20 protein-coding genes are annotated in these 21,652 nt (G+C 69.1%); 4 read left to right on the forward strand and 16 right to left on the reverse strand.

Annotation, left to right across the window (positions count from 1 at the left end; translation table 11 throughout):
• Window positions 1-32 precede the first annotated feature (32 nt).
• The gene (locus AB0J42_RS00590) at window positions 33-1,232 is read right to left on the reverse strand and encodes an ABC transporter substrate-binding protein (RefSeq protein ID WP_364286670.1); all 1,200 of its coding nucleotides are present in this window, start codon (window positions 1,230-1,232) and stop codon (window positions 33-35) included.
• 330 nt (window positions 1,233-1,562) lie between these two features.
• Between AB0J42_RS00590 and AB0J42_RS00595 the strand changes: the two genes are divergently transcribed.
• Window positions 1,563-3,266 (forward strand): thiamine pyrophosphate-binding protein, encoded by a 1,704-nt coding sequence (locus AB0J42_RS00595; RefSeq protein WP_364288159.1) that lies wholly within the window; start codon window positions 1,563-1,565, stop codon window positions 3,264-3,266.
• Between the two features lie 28 nt (window positions 3,267-3,294).
• Here AB0J42_RS00595 and AB0J42_RS00600 read toward each other — a convergent pair whose 3' ends face one another.
• The 9 genes from AB0J42_RS00600 to AB0J42_RS00640 form a co-directional block, all read right to left on the reverse strand.
• Window positions 3,295-6,453 (reverse strand): BTAD domain-containing putative transcriptional regulator, encoded by a 3,159-nt coding sequence (locus AB0J42_RS00600; protein ID WP_364286673.1) that lies wholly within the window; start codon window positions 6,451-6,453, stop codon window positions 3,295-3,297.
• A 10-nt stretch (window positions 6,454-6,463) separates the two neighbouring features.
• The gene (locus tag AB0J42_RS00605; protein WP_364286676.1) at window positions 6,464-7,639 is read right to left on the reverse strand and encodes an FAD-dependent oxidoreductase; all 1,176 of its coding nucleotides are present in this window, start codon (window positions 7,637-7,639) and stop codon (window positions 6,464-6,466) included.
• A 4-nt stretch (window positions 7,640-7,643) separates the two neighbouring features.
• Window positions 7,644-7,841 (reverse strand): ferredoxin, encoded by a 198-nt coding sequence (locus tag AB0J42_RS00610; protein ID WP_364286679.1) that lies wholly within the window; start codon window positions 7,839-7,841, stop codon window positions 7,644-7,646.
• A 17-nt stretch (window positions 7,842-7,858) separates the two neighbouring features.
• Window positions 7,859-9,058: an amidohydrolase family protein gene (locus AB0J42_RS00615; RefSeq protein WP_364286682.1), complete on the reverse strand. Its 1,200-nt coding sequence runs from the start codon at window positions 9,056-9,058 to the stop codon at window positions 7,859-7,861.
• Window positions 9,055-9,642 carry an amino acid synthesis family protein gene (locus AB0J42_RS00620; protein WP_364286685.1) on the reverse strand — a complete coding sequence of 196 codons (588 nt, stop codon included), beginning with the start codon at window positions 9,640-9,642 and terminating at the stop codon, window positions 9,055-9,057. Before AB0J42_RS00620 ends, AB0J42_RS00615 begins: the two co-directional genes overlap by 4 nt.
• Window positions 9,643-9,661: 19 nt before the next feature.
• The gene (locus AB0J42_RS00625) at window positions 9,662-10,396 is read right to left on the reverse strand and encodes an enoyl-CoA hydratase/isomerase family protein (RefSeq protein WP_364286688.1); all 735 of its coding nucleotides are present in this window, start codon (window positions 10,394-10,396) and stop codon (window positions 9,662-9,664) included.
• Window positions 10,393-11,271 (reverse strand): xanthine dehydrogenase family protein subunit M, encoded by an 879-nt coding sequence (locus AB0J42_RS00630; protein WP_364286691.1) that lies wholly within the window; start codon window positions 11,269-11,271, stop codon window positions 10,393-10,395. Before AB0J42_RS00630 ends, AB0J42_RS00625 begins: the two co-directional genes overlap by 4 nt.
• On the reverse strand, window positions 11,258-11,749 hold the full coding sequence (locus tag AB0J42_RS00635) for a (2Fe-2S)-binding protein (protein WP_364286694.1): 492 nt from the start codon (window positions 11,747-11,749) through the stop codon (window positions 11,258-11,260). The genes AB0J42_RS00630 and AB0J42_RS00635 overlap by 14 nt, the downstream gene beginning before the upstream one ends.
• A 142-nt stretch (window positions 11,750-11,891) precedes the next feature.
• Entirely contained in the window at window positions 11,892-12,302 is a 411-nt protein-coding gene (locus tag AB0J42_RS00640; protein WP_364286697.1) for a carboxymuconolactone decarboxylase family protein, read from the reverse strand.
• 361 nt (window positions 12,303-12,663) lie between these two features.
• Here AB0J42_RS00640 and AB0J42_RS00645 point away from each other — a divergent pair, with 361 nt between their 5' ends.
• Window positions 12,664-13,680, forward strand: coding sequence for a LuxR C-terminal-related transcriptional regulator (locus AB0J42_RS00645; RefSeq protein WP_364286699.1), 1,017 nt, complete (start codon window positions 12,664-12,666; stop codon window positions 13,678-13,680).
• A 132-nt stretch (window positions 13,681-13,812) separates the two neighbouring features.
• Here AB0J42_RS00645 and AB0J42_RS00650 read toward each other — a convergent pair whose 3' ends face one another.
• From AB0J42_RS00650 to AB0J42_RS00670, 5 genes are read right to left on the reverse strand one after another with little or no spacing between them, the layout of a single operon-like run.
• A complete protein-coding gene (locus AB0J42_RS00650; RefSeq protein ID WP_364286702.1) occupies window positions 13,813-14,631 on the reverse strand; it encodes an SDR family NAD(P)-dependent oxidoreductase in 819 nt (272 codons plus the stop codon).
• A 2-nt stretch (window positions 14,632-14,633) separates the two neighbouring features.
• Window positions 14,634-15,674 (reverse strand): dihydrodipicolinate synthase family protein, encoded by a 1,041-nt coding sequence (locus AB0J42_RS00655; RefSeq protein ID WP_364286705.1) that lies wholly within the window; start codon window positions 15,672-15,674, stop codon window positions 14,634-14,636.
• Window positions 15,675-15,707: 33 nt separating this feature from the next.
• The gene (locus AB0J42_RS00660; RefSeq protein WP_364286708.1) at window positions 15,708-16,541 is read right to left on the reverse strand and encodes a hypothetical protein; all 834 of its coding nucleotides are present in this window, start codon (window positions 16,539-16,541) and stop codon (window positions 15,708-15,710) included.
• Window positions 16,542-16,552: 11 nt separating this feature from the next.
• On the reverse strand, window positions 16,553-16,804 hold the full coding sequence (locus AB0J42_RS00665; protein ID WP_364286711.1) for a hypothetical protein: 252 nt from the start codon (window positions 16,802-16,804) through the stop codon (window positions 16,553-16,555).
• Between the two features lie 3 nt (window positions 16,805-16,807).
• Window positions 16,808-17,545, reverse strand: a complete 738-nt coding sequence (locus tag AB0J42_RS00670) for an SRPBCC family protein (protein WP_364286714.1) — start codon at window positions 17,543-17,545, stop codon at window positions 16,808-16,810.
• 914 nt (window positions 17,546-18,459) lie between these two features.
• Here AB0J42_RS00670 and AB0J42_RS00675 point away from each other — a divergent pair.
• Window positions 18,460-19,488: a nitronate monooxygenase gene (locus tag AB0J42_RS00675; protein ID WP_364286717.1), complete on the forward strand. Its 1,029-nt coding sequence runs from the start codon at window positions 18,460-18,462 to the stop codon at window positions 19,486-19,488.
• A 78-nt stretch (window positions 19,489-19,566) separates the two neighbouring features.
• On the opposite strand, the gene AB0J42_RS00680 is transcribed toward AB0J42_RS00675, so the two are convergent.
• Window positions 19,567-20,046, reverse strand: a complete 480-nt coding sequence (locus tag AB0J42_RS00680) for a hypothetical protein (RefSeq protein ID WP_364286720.1) — start codon at window positions 20,044-20,046, stop codon at window positions 19,567-19,569.
• A 129-nt stretch (window positions 20,047-20,175) separates the two neighbouring features.
• Here AB0J42_RS00680 and AB0J42_RS00685 point away from each other — a divergent pair, with 129 nt between their 5' ends.
• The gene (locus AB0J42_RS00685) at window positions 20,176-21,381 is read left to right on the forward strand and encodes an ROK family transcriptional regulator (protein ID WP_364286723.1); all 1,206 of its coding nucleotides are present in this window, start codon (window positions 20,176-20,178) and stop codon (window positions 21,379-21,381) included.
• The last annotated feature ends 271 nt before the right edge of the window (window positions 21,382-21,652 follow it).

The raw sequence follows: 21,652 nt of genomic DNA on the forward strand, positions 1-21,652 counted from the left end.
ATTCACCGTCCCTTCTGAATTCGGAATCCGGGTCAGGGATTCGGCAGGGTCTCGTTGGTCACGTTCCGGAGGCCGTCGTCCGTCTTCTTGACCTCCGTGAGGTAGAAGCCCTGCTGGACGGTCTGGGTGTCGTCGAACGTCAGCTCGCCTCGGACGCCGTTGACGGTGCCGATCTTGCCGAGGGCGTCGTTGATGGCCTGGCGGCTCACCGGGCCCTGGATCTGGGAGACCGCCTTGTCGAGGATGATGCCGACGTCGTACATCGTGGCCGAGTAGACCGTCGGCACGGTGCCGAAGGCCTTCTCGTACGCCGGCACGAACACCTTGTTCTCGGCGTTGTCGAGGTCCCAGTTGTACCGCGTCGAGTTCAGCACGCCGAGCGCCGCGTCGCCCTCGGCGTCGAGGTCGGAGCCCTCAGTGAGGAAGCCGGCGCCGTAAAGCTTGACGGAGTCGGACAGGCCGAACTGGTGGAACTGCTTCACGAACGCGATCGCCTCGGCGCCGGTGAAGAAGGAGAAGACGTTCTCGGCACCCGAGGCCCGGATCTGCGACAGGTACGGAGAGAAGTCGGTCGTCGTGCCGTACGGCGTGTAGATCTCACCGGCGATCCGGTCTTCCGGGAAGGTCTTCTTGAACCCGGCCAGCGTCTCGTGGCCGCCCGAATAGTCGGCGGCGATCAGGAAGAACTCGCCCGCGGACTTGTCCTCGGCGAGCTTCTTGCCGAGGGCCTTACCCGGCTGCTCGTTGTCGTAGGACGCACGCCAGACCCACTTGGAGGCGAGATCCTTGCCGAGGGCCACGGCACCGGTGTTGCCCATGATCGCCGGCGTCTGCGAGGAGTCGAAGATGTCCCGGCCGGCCATCGCTGTCGGCCCGATGACCACGCCGACAACCACGTCGACCTGGTCCTGCTGCACCGCCCTGGTCACCGCTGTCGCGCCACTCTGCGCGCTCGCCCCCTCGTCGATGGTGACGAGGTCCACCTTCTTGCCCCCCAGCGTGTTCTGATGCTGGTCCAGGTAGAGCTTGAAACCGTTCTCCATGTCCCGGCCCACGGACGACACCACGCCGGATTGGGCCACCACCAGACCGACCTTGATCGAGTCAGTGGACCCTCCCCCGCCCGTCGCGGAAGTATCGCCAAGGGATTCTCCGCCGCAGGCGGCCAGCAACGCAGCGACCGAGGCGAGTGCCAGCAGGCGGAGGGACATCGAATAGCGTCGAGTTGCCATCAGGTCCTCCAGTCGTCAGGGGCCGTTCAGACCCGGTGGACCGACGCTAGGGACCCGCCCCTTCGGCTCGATTCCCCCCAATGGGTACTTTCGGGGCCGTGGCACGGTTCACCGCTGACATGACACTGACGTGATGCGACCGTGAGATGCGGCCGGTCCCGAACGGCCTGGGTGAGGCCCATATGATCCGCCGGCCGCGTTCATCAAGCCGCAAACAGTACCCGCACGGGTGACGTGCGGACGTGATCGTCCTTCCTATCGTCGGGCGCGCGGCGCCGTTCTTCGTCCAGGCGCGGCACATGTCTCGATGCGAGTGAGGACAGCATGTCGATGTCGCAGTCCATTCCGACAGCGGACCCACCGGTCACGGCGTCATCGTCGACCGCAGCTCATGTCGTCGGACGCGTGCTCGGCGAGAACGGCGTGGAGCACGTGTTCGGGGTGACGGGCAGCGGGAACTTCGTCCCCACCTCCGCGCTCATCGAGGCCGGCGCGACCTTCGTCGCCGCACGCCACGAAGCGGGAGCGATCTGCATGGCGGACGGGTACGCGAGGGCCGGCGGCCGGGTCGGTGTGGCCAGCGTCCACCAGGGGCCGGGGCTGACGAACGCCCTCACCGGCCTCGTGGAGGCCGCCAAGAGCCGCTCCCCGGTACTGCTGATCACGGGCGACACGTCCGACGGCGCGACGCGGTCGAACTTCTACATCCCCCAGACGGAGCTCGTGACCTGCCTGGGAGCGGGCTCCGAGCGCCCGCGGCACGGGCGGGAGGCGGCGAGCGCCGCGTTGCGGGCCCTGTCGCGCGCCCGGGCGGAAATGCGCCCCATCGTGCTCAATCTGCCGCTTGACGTGCAGAAGTCACCGGCGGGACAGCCGGGCGACGGTCCGGCGGACGTTCCACCCGCCGTTCCCGGTGCGGCCCTGGACGGACCGGCTATGGATCAGCTGGTAGCGGCCGTGACGTCGTCACGGCGCCCGTTGATCCTCGCCGGCCGGGGCGTCTGGACCGCCGGTGCGCAAGCGGCCGCGGAACGGCTGCGTGACCGACTCGGCGCGATCCTCGCCACCACGGCTGCGGCCCACGGCCTCTTCGCGGGGAATCCCTGGTCGCTCGGCATCTGCGGCGGCTTCGCCTCGCACCCGTACGCCGAGATCATCCGCTCCGCGGATCTTGTGATCGGCCTCGGCGTCTCCTACACCAAGTGGACGACCCGGCACGGCAGCGCGTTCGCCCCGGACGCCACGGTGGTGCAGGTCGACATCGATGCCGCCGCCCTGGGTGCCGATCCGCGAGTCGACCTGCCGATCAACGCTGACGTCGTCGCGGTGCTCGACGCCCTGCTCGACCGGCTGCCGGAGACGCGCCCCGCCGAACAGCGCTGGGATGTGCGCCTCGGAGCCGATGCCATCGCCGCCGGCCACTGGAAGGTTCAGCCTTTCGCGGACGAGACGGGGGACGGCAGGATCGACCCGCGCACCCTGTCGCAGCTCCTGGACGATCTCATCCCAGCCGAGCGGACGGTCGTGGTGGACGGAGGGCACTTCGTGGGCTTCCCGTCGATGTACTGGTCGGTGCCGGACCCGGCCGGATATCTGTTCACGGGGGCCGGCTTCCAGTCGATCGGCCTCGGGCTGGGCGCAGCGATCGGCGCGGCCCTCGGCAGGCCGGACCGGACCGTCGCGCTGGCGATCGGGGACGGCGGTCTGCACATGAGCCTCGTCGAACTCGACACGCTGGCCCGGCTACGGCTTCCCGTGCTCGTCGTGGTCTACAACGACGCGGCCTATGGAGCGGAGGTGCACCACTTCAAAGACAGCGGCGCCGACCTCGGGCTGGTCCGGTTCCCCGACACCGACTTCGTCCGGCTCGCCGCGGGTTTCGGCGTCGCAGGCTCGACCGTACGGCGGCCGGAGGACCTGGACGTGGTGACCCGGTGGCTGGCCCGCGAGAACCGGGGACCGCTGCTGCTCGACTGCAAGGTGGTGACCACCGTCGTCGCGGACTACCAGGCGGAGGCCTTCATCGGGCACTGATCGGATGCCGAGCGCGCGATGGCGCGCATCATGCGTCTTCGGACGTCGGCAAAGCGCTGTCCACCAAGGCAGGAAGGGCGAGCCCGTGCCGGCGGCGCAGGTCCGCTGCGGCGTCCCTGGCCTGGTCGGCGGCGCGGCCGCCCGCAGGCAGTGTCATGGCGCGGATCTCCTGGGCGATCGCCTGCACCTGTGGGTCCGGAATGCGCGCCGCCAGTTCCCGGGACGCCCTGCAGGCTTCGGCAGCGTGCCCGCTCCCCGGCCCGCCCAGCAGGACGACCCGTGCCCAGGACTCGAGCGCGCCCGTGGCCAGACCGACGTCCGTGAGTCGCCGGGCCGCCGCGATGTGCGTGTCGATCGCCACCGCCGTCCTGCCGTCGTGTTCGGCCAGCATCGCACGGCACTGCTCCAGCAGTGCCGCGACCTCGGGGAACCGCCCCGCGCTCCCCTGCCGCTCCAAAGTGTCCACGATCCGGCGGGCGGCCCGGACGTCTCCGCTCAGGAGCGTGGCCCGTGCCAGGGCCGCCTTGGCGGGCGAAGCCGTCTCCGGAAGGTCGAGGTCTTCGATCAGTTCGAGCGCGTCCGCTAGCAGCCGCGCGGCGCCTGGGTAGTCGCCCCGCGCCTCGAGCACGATCGCCTGGCGCAGCGCCGCCCGTTGCTGGCCCCACCGGTCCCCGCAGACCCGGTAGTGGCCCGCTGCCTGGACGAACCGCAGCTCCGCCTGGTCGAGGAGGCCGCGTCTGAGCGCGTACAGCCCCCCGACCATCGCGCATCCGGCCAGCGACCAGTGATCGCCCGCGGCCGAGCTGACCCGCTGCGCCTCGTCCAGCACGGCGTCGCCCTCAGGTCCGCGTCCCAGCCGGTGCAGCGCATGCGCCTGCGCCAGGAGGGCGAATCCGTACTCCCCCTGCTGGTGATCCGGGTTCGCCGTGGCCAACCGTACGGCTTCCCGCCCGAAGGAGACGGCCTGCTCGAGGTGTCCGAAGACCGAGCCCAGGTGGGTGGCCCAGGCGAGCGCCCTCATGCGGAGCCCCGCATCGGCTCCCGGCAGTGCCAACGCTCGCACGATCCGGTCCCAGACCGGACCGTAGCAGTTGCCTCGCATCCAGACGAGGTAGCCGGTTCCGCCGACGATCGCCTGTGCGAGGCAACCGTCCTCCTGTTCGATCGACCGGATGAGCGCGGCGCGGATGTTCGCCTCCTCTTTCACTGCGACCGACACCGCGCGTGCCTGCTGATCGGTCTTCAGCGCGTCGGCGTGTCTCCATACGAGGTCGGCGTAGACCTGGGCGTGCGCGGCGAACGTCGCCGCCTCCCGTCCCGACTCCCGCAGCCTGTCGGCGCCGTACGCCTTCATGGTCTCCAGCAGTCGGAAGCGCGGGCCACCCGCGGCCGCCTCGACCTGGACCAGCGATCTCAGGGCGAGCCGCTCGATGCTGTCGCGCGCTTCCCGTCCGGTGCCGCCCAGCCGCGCCCATGTCTCCAGCACCTGGTCCAGCGCGAAGGACCCGCCGAAGGCCGAAAGCGCCGCGAAGACCCTCCTGTCCAGCTCGTCCAGAAGGTCGTAGCTCCAACCGACGACGGCGGCCAGCGTGCGGTGGCGGTCGGCGACCGTACGAGGCCCCCGGGAGAACAGTTCGAACCGGTCGTCCAGATGGTCGGCGACCAGGTCGATGCCGAGCGGCCGGGTGCGGGCCGCGGCCAGTTCGATGGCGAGCGGCAGGCCGTCCAGCCTCTCGCAGATCCTGGCGATCAGGCGCAGCCGGGCGCTGTCGATCTCGGGCGCCGGATGTGCTGCGAGCGCCCGGTCGAGGAACAGCCGGACGGCGGGGCTGTCGCGTACGACCGCGTCGCACTCCGCGTCCCCCCGTGCGACAGGCAGGGGACCCACCGTGACGACGGTCTCGCCCGGCACGCCGAGAGGTTCGCGGCTGGTGGCCAGCACGCTGATCGCGTCGGTTCTGGTGTGCAGCGCCTCGGCCAGCACGGCGACCTCGTGAATGAGATGTTCGCAGTTGTCCAGGATCAGAAGCATGCGCCGGTCTGCGAGGAGGTCACACAGTCTGTCCACCGCCGCGGGGCCCGGGCCGATCATGTTGTCCAGCCCCGAGCCGGACGTCGCGGTGCCCAGACAGTTCATGACCACCCGGGCGACGTCATCCCCCTGGCGGTGGACGGCCAGGTCCACCACGGTGACTCCGTGCGCGACCGCCGGCGCGCATGCGTCGACGAGGGTCTGCGCCGCCTCCAGCGCCAGCCGCGTCTTGCCCACGCCTCCCGGACCGGTGATGGTCAGCAGCCGTTCGGTCGTGAGCAGGTCGACGACGAGGGCCAGTTCGCCGTCACGTCCGACGAAGGACGTCGCGGGCCGGGCGATCCTGGCCGGCCCCAGAAAACGCACGCCGCCGCCGGGGATCGTCTCCTGACGCAGGATCTGGGTTTCCAGCTCGCGCAGCCGAGGGCCGGGGTCCAGGCCGAACCGCCGCATGAGATGCTCGCGGGCCTCGGCATACACTGCCAGCGCCTCGGCCTGTCTGCCCTGGCTGTTGAGCCCGATCATCCGCAGGGCCCAGAGCTCTTCGACTCCGGGGTGCCTCCGGGTGGCCTCGACCAGCCGATCCGAGATCTGGTCGTAGCGACCGGCGGTGACATGCAGGGCGAACACCTCCTGCAGCGCCTGCAGGCGCAGTTCCGACAGCCGTCTCGACTCCTCGGCGAGGGCCGCCACATGATGCAGGTCGTCGTAGGCCCTCTCCCCCCGCCAGAGAGCGAGGGCCTCCTCGTAGGCTGCGGTGGCCTCGTCCATCCGCCCGGCCATGCGCAGTGCGCGGCCCTTGCGGATCGAGGCGTCGAAGCGGACCGCGTCGACGGAGTCCACCGACACGTCGAGGACGTAGCCGGCCCCTGTCATCCGGACGGACGCGGAACCGAGCGCCCGTCTCAGGGCGGAGATCCGGGCCTGCACTGTGTTACGCGCCACCCTGCCGGGAAACGCCGTCACCGATTCCGGCCACACCTGCCGGAAGACCTCGGCTGTGGTCACGACGCGACCTGGCCGCACAGCCAGCAGGGCGAGCAGCCCGGGCGTCCGGCGTCCGGCCAGCCGCACCGGCACGCCATCGGCCCGGACCTCCAGCGGTCCGAGCACACGGACCTCTACGAACGGCCCGCCCTGCCACCGGTCGGCCATCGTCTCTCCCTCAGGCGCTGACCACGTCCTGCCACGGTGTTCCGTCGGAGATGGCTTTACGGTAGAGAGCCAGCTGACGAGGGGCATTGACACACAAAGCCCCACGAATCACCCCATCTCGACCGAACAGCGCCACCATAGACGATGTGTCGGCGCGCTCGACATGAATCTGCTCGGCCGCGTTGGCCCGCCCGACGAACCGCATCTTCACGTCGAACTGGTCGGACCAGAAGTACGGCACCGCGATATACGGATCGTCGCCGCCCAGCAGCGTCATCGCGGCATGTCGTCCCTGCTCGACGGCGTTGGTCCACTGCTCGACCCGCATCTCCTCGTCGAAGAGCGAGTGATACCAGCGGGTCACGTCTCCGGCGGCGACGATACCGGGCGCCGACGCCCGCAGGCTCTGATCGCACACCACGCCGTCCGACAGGCGGATGCCGCTGCCCCGCAGCCAGTCGGTCGCCGGGCTGGCGCCGACGCCGGTCACTATGAGGTCGGCCCACAAGGTGCTCCCGTTGCCGAGGACGACCTTGCTGCCCCTGGAGCCCGCTTCGATCCGCTCGACGGAGGTGCCGCACAGCACCTCGACCCCGTGGGCGGCCTGGCAGGTCATGAACCATCGGCCGACCTCGTCCCCCAGCACCCGGCTCAGGGGAGCCGGAGCGAGCTCCACCACCGAGACGCTCATCCCCATGTCCCGGGCGGTGGCGGCGACTTCGAGCCCGATGAAGCCGGCGCCGATGACCACCAGATGGTTTCCCGGCACTAGTCGTTCGTGGAGGGCGACGCAGTCGTCGAGCGTCCGCAGGGTGTAGACCGGTCCGGCCTGAGAAGCGGGGCCGAGTGTCCGGGCCTTCGACCCGGTGGCTATCAGGAGCCCGTCGTAGTCGAGCGACGCGCCGCCCTCCAGGGTGACGACCCGTGCCCCGGGATCGAGTGCCGCGGCGGCCCGTCCGAGGTGGAGGTCGACGCCACGCTCGACGTACCATTCGGGGCTTCGCAGGAGCAGCCCGGTCGTGTCCGGGCCATGCTGCAACGCCTCCTTCGACAGCGGCGGGCGATCGTACGGCAGATGCGGCTCGGCTCCCACGAGGGCGATCTCACCCTCGAACCCGTGTTCCCGCAACGCGTCGATCGCGTGCACTGCCGCCAGCGAGGCGCCGACGACGACGACACGACGCATGCGATCAGCCGTTCTCCAGGCGGATGGCCTTTGCGGGGCACGTCCGGGCCGCGGTGTCTACCTGCGTGCGCAGGTCCTCGGAAGGGTTCTCCTGAAGGAGGATGACCTTCCCTTCGTCCTCGTTAAGATCGAAGACGGACGGTGCCTCCATCATGCAGCAGGCGTACCCCTGGCATGCGGCAACATCGATGATGACCTTCACGTCAGCTTCCTTGGGTCTCAGTGCGCACCGTCAAGGTGCGCGATCGATGGGATGGCGGCCGCCAGCCGGGCGGCCCGGGGCGTGTTACGGCTGAGCAGGGCCCGGACGACGCCGGCGGACACCACAGCGCTGATCCCGGGGATGTCCCCGATGCGCAGGGCGCCCAGCGCGTCGCCCGCCGTGGAGCCCCACGGTGCGTCCATCACGACGAGGTCGGCACTCGCACCCGCCCGCAGGAACCCCGAAGGCAGCCCCCAGGTCCTGGCGTTGTTCCCGGTGGCCGCGGCCCAGATCAGGGCCGGGTCGATGCCGGTGAGCGAGGACAGCTCCGCGACGGTTTTGATGACCCCGAGCGGCATGACACCGGTGCCCGTAGGCGTGTCGGAGCCGATGACCACCCGGTCGAACCGGCCCTCGTCCAGTGCCTTGCGGGCGATGCGTACCGCCGAGCGCAGGTTTCCGGCCTGGACCAGCTGCAGCGCCATCGACGTCTGCTCGATGATGAGATCGACTCCGGCGTCGGGCAGCGAAGTCGGGCCTCCGTTGACGTGACCGCACACGTCAGGGGCGAGTTCCAGAAGATGATCCGGCGTGATCGGTTTGCTGCCCGGGATGCTGGCGCCGCCCGAGTGGCACATCACGGTGATGCCGTGCTCCTGGGCCCAGCGGACCTGCGCGACGCCGTCCGAGGGGTTCTCGTACCGTCCGAAACCGAACTTGGCCAGGCGCACCCCCGCCCGCTGCAGGTCGGCGAAGTCGGACGGCTGCAGGGTGGGTTCGAGCACGACCGCCCCCGCGTGCACCCGCATGCCGCCGGGCCGGAAGTTCTCGAAGCAAGCACGCGCGGCGATGGCCAGGGCCTTAACGCCGATCGCGTCGTGCGGCCGGCCCGGGGCATGGATCTCCCCGGGGGACACGACGCTGGTGATACCGCCGTGCACATAGCTGGCGAGGAAGTCGACCGTCTTCTGGCGCGGCGTGTAGTCGCCCAGCACGACGTGGCAGTGGGAGTCGATCAGGCCGGGGGCCACCGTGCTGCCGTTCGCGTCGAGGACCTGGTCCGCCGACGCGATCTCGTCGGCCAGCTCCTCGCGCGGACCCACCGCGGTGATGACCTCGCCGTCGCACACGACCGTGTCGGCGTCGCGGACGATCGGCGCCGCCATGTCACCGGACAGTACGACACCGGCCCCGGTCACGACCAGACGGGTACTCATGCGGAGGCTCCCGCCCGGTACTCGTCGACGGTGAGACCGCCTACCCGGGCGTTGATCCGGCCGCGGTTCGCCACCGCGGCGATGATCACCAGCTCGTCGGGGTGGGGGGCGTCGGGGACCCGCACCTCGAAGGCGTCGTAGTGGCTGCGCACCCAGACCTCGTCCTTGTAGGCGAGCGGCACATCGATGACGGCCCCCGGCGCGGACACCTTCGTCACGGAGGTGATCCACGCCTTGCCACCGCCGATGGCGTCGCGGAACGCGTTGCCGAACACCGAGGTGAGCGCGGCGTTGACGTGCTCCTGCTCGCCGTCGGTGCCGACCAGGCCGCCCTTGCCGTAACTCTCGACCGGGGCCCCGAGCAGCCGTGCGGCCTCGGCGCCGAGACGACCGCCCACCTCGCCCGAAGCCTTCATCAGCTCGGACAGGTCGGAGACGAAGCCCTTCCCGGCGTAGGGATTCTTGACGACGGCGCACACCGCGACCTTGCGCAGCGGACCGCCGGCGTCAGGCGTCCCAGCGGCGAGCCGGGTCTCCTCGACTTGGGAGAAGATCTTGCGCACGATGAGAGGGGAACTGCTCACTGTGATCCTCCGTCAGACGTCATCGCGTCGTGGTCATGGCCTGGTCGACCATCTGGTTGACGAGCTGGGCGATCCCGAGCCGCACCGCGGTCCGCGGGGGCAGCGTCGCGGCGGTGCCGATGAAAGACTTGATCGTCCCTACGACCTCGGGGTCGAGCACGACCAGCTCGTCGGCGACGGCGGCGGCCTCCTGTCCGAGGGTGGCGTCGTCGACCACCCGGCTCACCAGTCCGAGGCGCTGTGCCTCGTCGGCCGCGACGATGCGGCCCGTCAGGAGCAGGTCGAGAAGGGCCGTATGTCCGAGCCGGTGGACGAAGTAGGAGGCCACGACAGTGGGGGCGATCCCTTTCGGCACCTCGTTGAAGCCGATGCGAGCGCCGCGCGCCGCTATGACCAGATCGCATCGGCCGGCGAGGCTGGCGCCCGCGCCCAGTGCCTGTCCGTGCACGACCGAGACGGTCAGCCCCGGGAAATCCTCCACCAGCTCGTTGACGCCCTGGACTCGGGCGAACTCGGCCGCGAGGATCGCCGGCGTCGGGACACCGTCGATCTTCGGTCCCTTGCGGCCCAGGCAGAAGTCCGGACCGGCGGCACGCAGCACAAGAACCCTGCTGCCGCGGTCGGCGGCCCGGGAGACGGCGCCCGCGAGGGCGTCCAGCATGGTCGCGTCCAGCATGTTGCCGGACTCGGGCCGGTTCAGCACGCATGTGGTGACGGCACCGGATTCGACGACCTCGACAGGCTGCCCGCTCATGCGGCCCACCCCGCTCCGGCGCGGGACGCCGCGATCTGCAGCGCCTCCCGGGTGGCCAGCTTCAGCAGCTGCAGCCGATAGGCGGCCGACGCGTGCATGTCGTCCAGCGGCTCGACGCCGTGCACGGCGGTTACGGCGATCTCGTCGAACGCCTTGGCGTTCACCTGTGTTCCTGTCAGGGCTTCCTCCAATGCGGTCAGGCGTCGCGGGGTGGCGGCCACTCCGGTCATCGCCAGCCGGGCCCGGTGCACCCGCCCGCCCCCGATGGTCAGGGCTGCCGCGACGCCGCACAGCGCCAGGTGGCTCGCGGGTTGTTCGTACTTCTGATAGGCGGCGCCCGTGCCAGGAGGGGGCTGCGGAATGTCGATCGCCAGCACCACCTCGTCCTCGGCGAGATCGGTGGAGTAGACGCCCGTGAAGAACTCGTCGAGGGGACGACGGCGGATTCCCCTCGGCGAGGCCAGCAGGACGACGGCTTCGAGCGCCAGCAGCATGGCCGGCAGGTCCGCCGTCGGGTCCCCGTGGGCCACGGCTCCGCCGATCGTGCCGCGGGCCCGGACCTGCGGGTCGGCGATCAACGCGAGGGTCTCCTCCAGGCCAGGCAGCAGGTCCAGGGTCCGCGGGCTGCGCTGCAGCTCCCGGTAGGTGGTCATGGCGCCCACGCGGACGCCGTCCGTCGTCGACCACTGGCCCCGCAGCTCGCCCGCCCCGGCCAGGTCCACCAGGACACCCGGTGTGGCGAGCCGCAGTTTCATCATCGGCAGCAGGCTCTGGCCACCGGCGACGACCTTCACATCGTCGGCGTACCGCTCGATCGCGGCGAACACGCCGTCCAGACCCGTCGGCCGGACGTAGGCGAACTCAGCTGGATACACGGCGCTCCTCTCCGGTACCGGTCCGGGCGGCGTGCAGCGCCGCGACGACGATGTTCTGGTAGCCGGTGCAGCGGCAGAGGTTGCCGTCGATGCCGCGCCGCACCTCGTCCTCCGTGGGCGCAGGGTTGTCGCGCAGCAGCTGCCGGACCGCCATCACCATGCCGGGGGTGCAGAAACCACACTGCAACCCGTGTTTGTCCCAGAAGGCCCGCTGGACGCGATCGAGGCCGGACTCGTCGTCGGAGGAAATCCCTTCGATCGTACGGATCGAGCAGCCGTCCGCCTGCGCCGCCAAGACCGTGCACGACTTGACCGCTACGCCGTCCAACTCGACCGTGCAGGCCCCGCACTGTGTGGTGTCGCACCCGACGTGGGTCCCCGTGAGGCCCAGGATGTCCCTGAGCAGGTGCACGAGGAGCGTACGGGCGGGCACATCGCGCACCACGCGCCGGTCGTTGACCTCCAGATCGACGGTCACGTCCGTGCTGGCTAGGGGTTGGCCCATGGTTTCTCCGATGCAGATAACTCGTCCGCGGGCGCCGCCCGCGGTGCCGGATCGCTGTCACAGTAGGGAGGAGGGCTGACCGGCTTCGTCCCCCTGTCGGGTCAATTCGGCCGGGTCAATCCGCGGGCATGGCCCCGGGGCTCGGCTCGATGCCGGTCGCGCCGACGACCTCCCGCCAGACGTCGAACCCATGTTGGAACGCGACCACACCGGCTTCTGGCAGGGCTATCTCGATCGCCTCGAGGATTTCCTGCGGGGTGGCTCCGTGCTGCAGCGCCACCCGGATGTGGCTGGCGATGTGGTGCCGTTCGGCCCGCAGCACCGTCAGGCTCAGCACGAACAGCAACTCCTTGGTACGCCGGTCCAGCGACCGCTGGCGCAGGTAGGCGGCGGACACCAGCCCGTCAGCGGCCTTCAGCGTCTCCAGGTCCTGAGCCGCCATCACCTTGTGGTAGTCCAGCACGTAGCCACGGCGCCGCACCATGTCATCGATGTATTCCTGACGCTCGTCACGATCGATCGCCACTCGATGCACTCCTGTCTGGTCAAGGGCGGGTTGGCCCCGGATCCCGGGGCAGCCGCAACGCTAAGGAGGCTCTGGCCCCTCTGAGAGCCCCCCATCGGGTACTTTTTCGGTCGGTTTCGGTTCTCCCGCTCGACCTCGTGGCCCCGCCCGCTGACATGTCGCTGACGCGAGCGAACGTCCAGCTCCGACCCCATTGACCAGGCACAAGCCAGAAGTAAAGAATCCCATCCATCTCGGGGGACGCAGCCAGATACTCAGGCCCTGTCGAGGTGGTCGACAATTGACTTCATTTCGGACAGCTACGCATGCCGCCCGGTTCCAATTCGCAGGTGCTCTTCAATCGGCGTTGACCCTGGAGGAAGTGGAGAACGTCTTCTTGAACGCCGTTGACAACGTCATCCCGGCCAGTGCGTTGGGGCTGTACCGACTGGGCGGCGACACCGGACCGGTGCTCGGCGTCCGCGCCGCCGCAGACTCAGACTTTCTGGACAATTACGAAGAATACGGCCGAGAAGACGATCCAGTACTCGACTATGTGGTGACCCACCGCCGGCCGATCGACTCCTCACGGGTCGTTACGCCGGAGCGCTGGCAGCGCTGTGGCGCCCAGTCGGCCCTGGCCAGCGGCGGCTATTTCCACTCCTTGGAAGCACCTCTGATCGTTTCCGGTACGTTCTTCGGGACGATCAACTTCGCCAGGAAGCTCGAGCAGCCCGCTTTCACTGAGGATGACCTGGTCTCTGCCCGGATCACCGCCGAGCAGCTGGGGCTCGCCACCGAACGGGCTCTGCGCTTCGAACGCACCGGGCGGCGCATGAGCATGCTCGAGCACGTCCTGCACCGGATGCCCCAGGCCATCGTGGTCACAGATCTCGACGCGCAGGTGCTGTTCCGGAACCGTGCGGCGAGCAATGATCCGAGCATCGCCTGCGCCGACACGTCCAAGGGCGACCAGCCCGGCGCGGTAGAGCAGACCATCGCGGATGCGATGGAGGAGTTCCGCGCACGGGGCAAGCGGGTGCACACCCGCAGCGTGCGCGATCGGAAATCCGGCCGCCAGGTCATCGTGAAGTCCTACCGGCTCTCCGACCAGCACAACGCGGCGGTGACTCTGCTGTATGACGGCGCCGAGGAACAGAGCGGCCGGCTTCCTGTGTGGGAGGTGCTTTCCCCCCGCGAGCAGGACATCGCCGAACTCGTCAGTAAAGGGCTGACGACGAAGCAGATCGCCGAGCAGGCGTTCATCAGCGAGAACACGGTCAAGCAGCACCTCAAGCGGGTGTTCGCGAAGACCGATGTGCGTAATCGCGCGGAACTGGTGCAGCTGATCTGGGCCGCCGGAAACCGCAAGAAGGTGGAAGGTGCGGCCGACGGGTGAGGCGGCCCGTCTCGGGACCACGGCAGCCTCGAACGGCACTTCAGGGCGATCGGACAACAGGCAGGGCCGCCGGGAAACCACCCGGCGGCCCTGAGCGGGACCCTCGGAAAGGGAATCTGTACGGCTTCTCTGTCACCCCCTGCCGCCGTCGGTCTTGATGACGACTCCGGTCACGACGCGCGCTCCCGCCGGATCCGCGAGGTAGAGGTATGCCTCGGTGTGGTCCTCGGGAAGGGGGGTGACCTGCAGCAGCGTCCCGGCCTGGATCCGCTCGTCCCGCCCGGGAACCCGGTCGGCCGTCATGTCCTGGGCGAGGGCGTCCAGGCCGCCCAGCTTCGTCCCGCTCGTGCCTCCCGGCGCCACGCCGTTCACGCGTACGTCGGGTGCGAGATCCTTCGCGAGATGGGCGATCACCCCGCGCAACGCCCACTTGGAGCTGCCGTAGAGGACGCCGCCGCCCTCCGGGTAGAAGGCGGAGCCGGACAGCGTCAGCGTGGCGGAGCCGCGTGCGGTCCGCAGGGCGGGGTAAGCGCGGTTCACCGCCACCAGCGCGCTGAGGACGTTGGCGCGCCAGATCTCGTGGGCCGCCGACGCCAGTTCCGACGCGGTCAGGTCCTTCAGCGATGCGTAGTAGTCGAATACCCCGACACAGCAGGTCAGGTTGTCGAGACCGCCATCGGGGCGCCGGGCGGCGGAGACGGCTGTCTCGAGTGCGTCGGGATCGGTGGCGTCCCCGACGATCACCGACACGGCGTCACCCAGGTCCTCGCGCAGTTGGGCTGCGTGCTCCGGCGACCGCTCCAGGACCATGACATCGGCTCCTTCGGCGACGTAGGCATCCGTCACCGCTCGGCCGATACCCGAGCCGCCCCCGGTCACGAGGACGGAGGCGCCGGCCAGCCGGCCGCCCACCGTCCTCGTGCCGGTTCGATCGCCGCCTTCGGCGCCCACCGTCAGCCCTCCTCGGGATAGGTGTGCGTACGACCCAGACGGTCAGCAACCTCCTTGACCACCTGCCTATACCGAGCAATGTGATCCTTGGTGTCCTGAACATGCCTGTCCGGCACCAGATCCTCGGTATACGGCGGACGACACTTACCCACCCGGATGTAACCCGCCTCATTCACCCGGATCTTCTCCAACGGAATGTTGTACTTGGAAAACTCCATGAAGTCCTGACCCACCAAGAACGGCTCATGCGCCCACCGCAGCCGCTCCGTCAGCCACTTCGCGTCCTCGATACGCCCCTCACGCAACGCATCCCGCAACGCCAGCACCGGAGCCGGACCACACGCAGTCGTCGACGACCACGCCATCCCCACCAGCTCCTCCCCATACATCTCCCACGCCGGCAACCAATCCGTCTCGATCGGCATCAACGGAAAACACGTCCCCGTATGCGCCATATCGTTGTGATACCGGAACCCCACCGACGCCCCACCCGCATACTTCACCGCCACCACCTGCGGCAGCTCCACCAACGCCCGATACACACCACGCGGAATGACACCCCCGAACGCCGCCGTGTTGTCATACACCACGATCGCCAGCTCAGGCACCGCCTCAGCCACATCACGGTAGAACCGCTCCATGATCGGCCCCACCATGAACCCCCACATAGGCCGCCCCAGCAACGTCCCGGTCACCCCCAAATCCGCCAGGAACCGCATCCGCGCCACCGTGTCACGCGTGTTCAACGTCGTCGCCCCGATGAACACCGGAAAATCCGGATCCACCGCCCGCACCGTCTCGGCCACACACCCCGCGAACGCCTTCCACTCCTCCAGCGTCAGCGTCGCGCACTCCCCCAGCGTGCCGTTCAACGCGATCGCATCCACGCCATCGGCGATCAGCGTACGAACCATCCGCTCGGTCTCGGCCAGATCCACCGTGTCCACCGCGTCCACCCGCTCAGCCCCCGGCAGCGCCGGAGTAGGCGGATACGCCATGACACCACGCATGTCACGACCGGTCACCTTGGGAAACTTGCTCATGATTGCTCCTCCAGTGTTGAGGGCGTCGGTCTTTCAGATCCGGGCGGCCGCGACGGCGGCTCCGGTGAGCCACGCGGGAACGGGCTCGTAGACAAGGGTCTCGAAGGGGGCGCCGGCGGCGCCGGCGGCGACCAGCCAGGTCCTGATCTCGTGCGCCCCGTTTCCTGCCGCGTCGATCTGCTCCCCGGTGTAGTCGGTGAGGCGGGTGCTGTCGCCGCTGCCCAGCCGGTCGAGGAAGTCGCGGTCGAACGCTTCGTTGATGGTCCCCGACTCGCGCATGCCCACCCAGTGGGACAGTCCGCCGGTGGCGAGCACCACGACGCGGGATGCTTCGCTTTGCGCCTCGACCGCGGCGCGGATCATCCGCCCGAAATCGAGGCAGCGCTTGGGGGTGGGCCACGGCGGGTTGACGCCGTTGACGATGACCGGCACGAGCGGCAGCCGTGATTCGGGGTCGAGGTGCTTGAGCGGCACACAGAAGTTCTCGTCGAAGACCATTCCGCCCTCGACCAGCGCTGGATCGAACTCCGATTCGAGCGCGAAGCGGTAGAGGTGACGCCCGAGCGCCGGGTCGCCGGGATAATCGTGCTGCTCAATGCGGAGGAAGCCACCCATCTCGGGTGTGGCGGGTCCGAGATAGGAGTCTGCGGTCGCGATCGCGAAGGCGGGCAGGTTGCCGAGGAAGAAATTGGTGAAGTGCTCGACAGACACCGCGATCACGGTGTCGGGCGCCAGTCGTTCGATCCGGCGGCGCACCTCGGCGAAGGCTTCTTCGACGGCGGCGCGCTGCGCGGGTTCGGCCCGCTCGGGGAAGCCCGTAATACCGGGTGAGTGCGAGGTCGCGAAGACTCCTACGATCTGTCCCATGTCCTGTCCCATCAGCTGATCTCACCGCGAAGCCGGGCGTAGTACTCCCCCCGGTCGACGCCGATCTCCAGCGCGCAGAAGTAGAGGAGATAGGGGTTGGCACCGCGGTCGTACAAGGTCTTCAAGTCCAATGCCGCCATCGCCGCCCGCTCCTCGCCGGCTATGCCGTACTCGTCGAGAACGGCGTCGGGCTCGGCTCGGAAGCGCCTCGCGAGATCGGGGTACTTGCGCACGTCCCAGAGCAGCTTCTGAAGGCTGTACACGTCTCATCTCCTCTCGCCGTCGGTGCCGCGGCCCGGTCCCCTGCGTCTGCCGAACATGAAGGCGACCAGCAGCAGCGCGACTGCCGCGGCGGCCAGCAGGCCCCGCTTCCTCGCCTCAGGGCCGAGCAGCGAGAACACATCGAGCGAGTTGTCCTCGGCACGGGCGGCCGCCCCGGCCGGTGAGGCGGTAGGGGCGGCGGCCGACTCGCGCGGCGCCCCGTCCCGGCGCTTCTCGCCCTCCCTGCCCGACCAGGTGGGCTCGGGGGCGTCCGTCAACGTCTGGCCGTCGCCGGTGCGGTCGCTTCGCATCTCAAGGGAGAGCCGCTCCGCGAACTGGCCGATGATCTTCCCGCCCACCTCACCGACCAGCCCTCTGCCGAGCTGCGCGGGGCGGCCGGTGAGAGCCAGCTCCGTCGCCAGGCCGACCCTGGTACCTTCACCGGCCTGCTTCAGGGTGGCCGTGACCGTCGCCCTCGCCGTTCCTGATCCGCGTGCCTCGCGGCCCGCCGCCTCGATCACCAGACGACGCCGGGCCTCGTCCATCTCTGTGATGCGAGCCTCGCCCTTGTAGGCCATACGCAGCGGGCCGACTTTGACGTTGACGCGGCCGGAGAACCGGTCCCCATCGACATGATCGAGCGTCGCGCCGGGCATGCACGACGCGACGCGTTTCACGTCGAGCAGGGTGGTCCACGCCTGATCAGGCGAGATCGGAAGCGTGAACTCGTGGTGGAGCTGCATCACGGACAACCTCTGCGTTACGAGAACTGGGTGTGGGACGACCGTACGAGTGACGGACGGACTGCCGCGTTACCCCTCCGGGTCAATTCATCCGTCATCCGGCCGAGGGAGACGACGATGACCCGGGTGCAGGACGTGATGTCCGTAGTCGCCCCAGCACTTTGCGCGAACTCGATCACGCGGGCGCGCAGACGCTACGGGCTGAGGAGCCGAGGCGTGCTGCCCCGAGTGCGGGAAGCTGCAGCGGCGATCGCAGAGGTTGAGCGTCGTCAGTCCGTACTCGGCTTGCGGTACTGGTCGGGCAGGCTCATGTGAAGAGCACGCAGCCGTATGCCGGTGTCGTTGGTCAGCACTCGTGTACCAGCCTGGGGTTGAGCTGGTCTCATACAGAATCCGGGGCGCCGACGGCGCGGTCCTGCTCCTTGCGCAGCTCAAGCGCCTCGGCGGCGGTCTCCAACGCGGACACGCCCATCAGCGCCAGGCCCCGCCCAGGTCGAGCGTGAGCGACCGTCTCGGGTCGGCCCCGTGTTCGTGAAATGTCGGTCAGAGACATCCGGCGGCGACGACCCCGGCGCGTGCTGGCGTCCTCCGACAGCTCGACAAGCAGCCGTGGATCAGCTTTGTCGTGCGGCCTGTGACGTGAGCCCAGCGGTGACGATGTCGATCAGCAAATCGAGGATCTCGGGGTGCAGAGCGGGGTCGCGGCCGCCGCATACGTCGAAGCCGAGCTGGTCGCGTTCGCGCTTGGCACGCCGTCTGAGCGGACGCCCCTCGTCGACACCGACTGACGTACGGGCACGGCAGCGGGAAGGTCAGGCCCGAGCGTGCCGCGGAGGCGATCGGCCGGAACTCTGGGCAATCGGCCCGTAAGGGATCACGATGGACGGGAAAGCCCTGGAGAAAGGAAGCCGAAAATGTCCGTACTGTCCACCAGACTCACGGAGAAGTACGCCATCCCCTACCCGTTAGTCTGCGCCGGGATGGCCTTCGTGGCCGAGACCCCCGAGTTCGCGGCGGCGGTCACCAACGCGGGCGGCATCGGCGCGATCGGAGCCGCGCTGCTGCCCCCCGAGCGGCTGCGCGAGATGATCCGCGAGGTCAGGAGCCGCGTCGGAGCGAAGCCGTTCCACGTCAACCTCATCACCTTCTTCCCCACTGGGGAGCTGGTCGAGGTGTGTGCGGAGGAGCGGGTGCCGATCGTCTCGTTCCACTGGGGGCATCCGCCGGCCGAGCAGCTGAAGTTGCTGCGCGAGGCGGGGGTGTCGGTGTGGGAGCAGGTCGGGTCCGCCCGGGCGGCCGAGCTGGCCGTGGACGACGGGATCGAGGTCGTCGTCGCGCAGGGGTGGGAGGCGGGCGGGCACAACTACGGCGGTCTGCCCACCATGGTGAACGTGCCCGCCATCGTCGATGCCGTAGGTGATCGGGCGATGGTCCTGGCGGCGGGCGGCATCACCGATGGACGGCAGGCGGCAGCCGCGCTCTGCCTGGGTGCGGACGGCGTGTGGGTCGGCACCCGGTTGGTCGCCTCGCAGGAGGCCCGGGTGCATCCCGAGCACCATCGGCGGCTGGTCGACGCCACGGGTGACAGTTCCGTCCTCACCTCGGTCTTCGGTCCGGAGGCCCCGCAGTTCAATCCGATGCGGCTTCAGCGCAACCGGGTGGTGGCCGAGTGGCACGATCGGGTGGCGGAGATCCCGGCGGACCCCGGCTCCCGGGAAGGGATCGGCACCACGGTGGTGCAGGGGCAGGAGACGGAGGTGCCCAAGTTCCCGCTGCTGCTGGCGATCCCGGAGACGGAGGCCGACTGGGAGGAGATGCCCTGGCTCATGGGGCAGGGTGTCGGGCTCGTCCACGACATCAAGCCCGCCGCTGACATCGTCAGGGACATGATGGAGCAGGCCGGACGGGTGCTGACCGGCTTCGGAGCCGGCCCCGCCCGCTGACGGGGGGCTCAGAGCGGACGCGTTGACGCGGACAGCGGGACCGCGGATGGCTGAGACAGCAACGAAGGGTCACTGCGCCTACCTGTGGACGACGATATACGCCATCCTGCTCAGGGGCAGGTCGGAGGCTCTGACTGCATTGTGCAAGCTGTCGTGCAAAAGGTCCGTGCCATCGAGGTGCTCGACCACCATGTAGTGGCCAGGCCATTTGGCCGACCGCAGATGAATTTCGGGCGGTTCTCTGCTCTGCACGTGCCAGCCGGCCTGACGCAAGCGCTGTTCGGTCTCGGCGACGACATCGTTCTCCGTGCCTGGGTTCAGGTAGACGACTAAGTGCTTGGATTCGGCGTAGTCGTTCTCCCACTGGTGGCCTATATCGGTGTCCTCGCCGATCACCTGCCCTACGTCGCGCATCTCTGAAAGTACGGATGGCTCCACCTTCCGCACGTTAGGTCCGGCGAAAAGGCTCAGTACGGCCCAGCTCAATCCGACTATCAGGAGCGCGACGACCAAGAGGTCAGCGATGAACAGGGAGTTGCGCCAGTCAGATAACTTCATGACACCTACCTCAGCTCACCTTCACTAGAAAAAGCAGGATATATCGCCAAACGGGTCCGAATTGTTCGCGGCGGTGCAGCTGTCGAAACCAATCCGGTTGCCTCGTACACGTATGGCACTATCAGGGCCGTGAGGGGCGACACCCGGCAGGAGGAAATCCGCAGGCGCCATCTTGGCGCGGTGCTGCGGCAGGTGCATCTGGCAGGGGCGATCTCGCGTGCTGAGCTGGCGAACCGGCTGGGCCTGAACCGCAGCACGATCCTGGCGCTGGCCACCCAGCTCACGGCCGCGGGTCTGGTGCGGGAGGAGGCCTCGGGCGCGACGGGCCGGGTGGGCCGGCCGTCGCTGGTGGTGCGGCCGGAGAGCGGCCGGTGGTATGTGCTGGCCTTCGATGTGGCGGTGGATCGGGTGGTCGCCGCCAGGGTCGGGCTCGGCGGTGTGGTGCTGGAGCGCAGGGAGGCGCCCCGGCGGCGGAGCAGGCGTGCCGATCTCGACGAGGTGGTCGGTGTCCTGGTCGGGTTCGGCCGCGCGCTCGTGGACGCGGCGCCCCGGAACGCGAGGTGCCTGGGGGTCGGCACGTCGTACTGCGGTCTGGTCAGGGCCGCCGACGGGAGGGTGCTCCTGGCTCCCAACATGGGCTGGACCGACCTGGATTTCGGGCCCGCGCTCAGCGATCGGCTGGGGCTCGGGCTGCCCGTGGCGGTGGGCAACGAAGCCCACCTGGGCGCGCGGGCCGAGCATGAACGCGGAGCGGGCATCGGCCACCAGAACCTCATCTACCTGCACGGGGATGTCGGGGTGGGTGGCGGCATCATCGTGGGAGGCCGGTTGCTGGGCGGCGATGACGGCTACGGCGCCGAACTCGGGCACATGATCGTCAATCCTTTCGGCGGCCGCTCCTGCAACTGCGGTTCGCACGGCTGCCTGGAGGCGGAAGTGGGTGAGGCGGCGCTGCTGGAGGCGTCCGGACGCACGGGCGGGCCGGGCGGGCGGGATGGCGTGCGAGCCGTCCTGGAAGCGGCCGCGGACGGTGACGAGGCCGCCCGCAAGGCCCTGGAGCGTGTCGGCGACTGGCTCGGGATCGGCGTGGTCAACCTGATCAACCTGTTCAATCCCGGAGTCGTCGTCTTCGGCGGCACCCTCGGCGACATCTACCAGGGTGCGGCACCTCAGGTCCGCGCGAGGGTGGCGGCCAGTGTTCTGCCCGTCTCCCGGGGGGTGGAGCTGCGCACCGCGATGCTGCGCTACGACGCCTCGTTGGTGGGCGCGGCGGAGCTGGCTTTCTCCCGCGTCCTGGCCGACCCATTGGACGCGCTCGCTGCCACGGCACGGTGAGCCTCCGTCCTCGATCCTCTCCCGCTCGACGAGCAGAGCGGCGAGGTTGCGGCCGGCCGGTTCGGGGAAGCCATGCCGGAGGCTGCGGTCACTCGCGCGGGCACGCCTGAGCCCTCTGAAAGTTTCGGGAAAATGCTTAAATTTTCCTCTGTTGCGGACAGCCCGGATTGCCTATTCTTACGGAGCATGCGGGTTCCGGAGCGGCCACACACGGCTCGACCTGTTGGGGCTGCCAGCAAGAGGCCAGGTCGTGTGCGCGAAACATTTCGGT

The sequence above is a fragment of the Nonomuraea sp. NPDC049649 genome (genome assembly GCF_040675175.1).
Classification (GTDB): Bacteria; Actinomycetota; Actinomycetes; order Streptosporangiales; family Streptosporangiaceae; genus Nonomuraea.

Coding starts and splice junctions, on each gene's coding strand:
- AB0J42_RS00590 (WP_364286670.1), bottom strand. CDS start 1,232: ATGGCAACTCGACGCTATTCGATGTCCCTCCGCCTGCTGGCACTCGCC.
- AB0J42_RS00595 (WP_364288159.1), top strand. CDS start 1,563: ATGTCGCAGTCCATTCCGACAGCGGACCCACCGGTCACGGCGTCATCG.
- AB0J42_RS00600 (WP_364286673.1), bottom strand. CDS start 6,453: ATGGCCGACCGGTGGCAGGGCGGGCCGTTCGTAGAGGTCCGTGTGCTC.
- AB0J42_RS00605 (WP_364286676.1), bottom strand. CDS start 7,639: ATGCGTCGTGTCGTCGTCGTCGGCGCCTCGCTGGCGGCAGTGCACGCG.
- AB0J42_RS00615 (WP_364286682.1), bottom strand. CDS start 9,058: ATGAGTACCCGTCTGGTCGTGACCGGGGCCGGTGTCGTACTGTCCGGT.
- AB0J42_RS00625 (WP_364286688.1), bottom strand. CDS start 10,396: ATGAGCGGGCAGCCTGTCGAGGTCGTCGAATCCGGTGCCGTCACCACA.
- AB0J42_RS00655 (WP_364286705.1), bottom strand. CDS start 15,674: ATGAGCAAGTTTCCCAAGGTGACCGGTCGTGACATGCGTGGTGTCATG.
- AB0J42_RS00660 (WP_364286708.1), bottom strand. CDS start 16,541: ATGGGACAGATCGTAGGAGTCTTCGCGACCTCGCACTCACCCGGTATT.
- AB0J42_RS00670 (WP_364286714.1), bottom strand. CDS start 17,545: ATGCAGCTCCACCACGAGTTCACGCTTCCGATCTCGCCTGATCAGGCG.
- AB0J42_RS00675 (WP_364286717.1), top strand. CDS start 18,460: ATGTCCGTACTGTCCACCAGACTCACGGAGAAGTACGCCATCCCCTAC.
- AB0J42_RS00680 (WP_364286720.1), bottom strand. CDS start 20,046: ATGAAGTTATCTGACTGGCGCAACTCCCTGTTCATCGCTGACCTCTTG.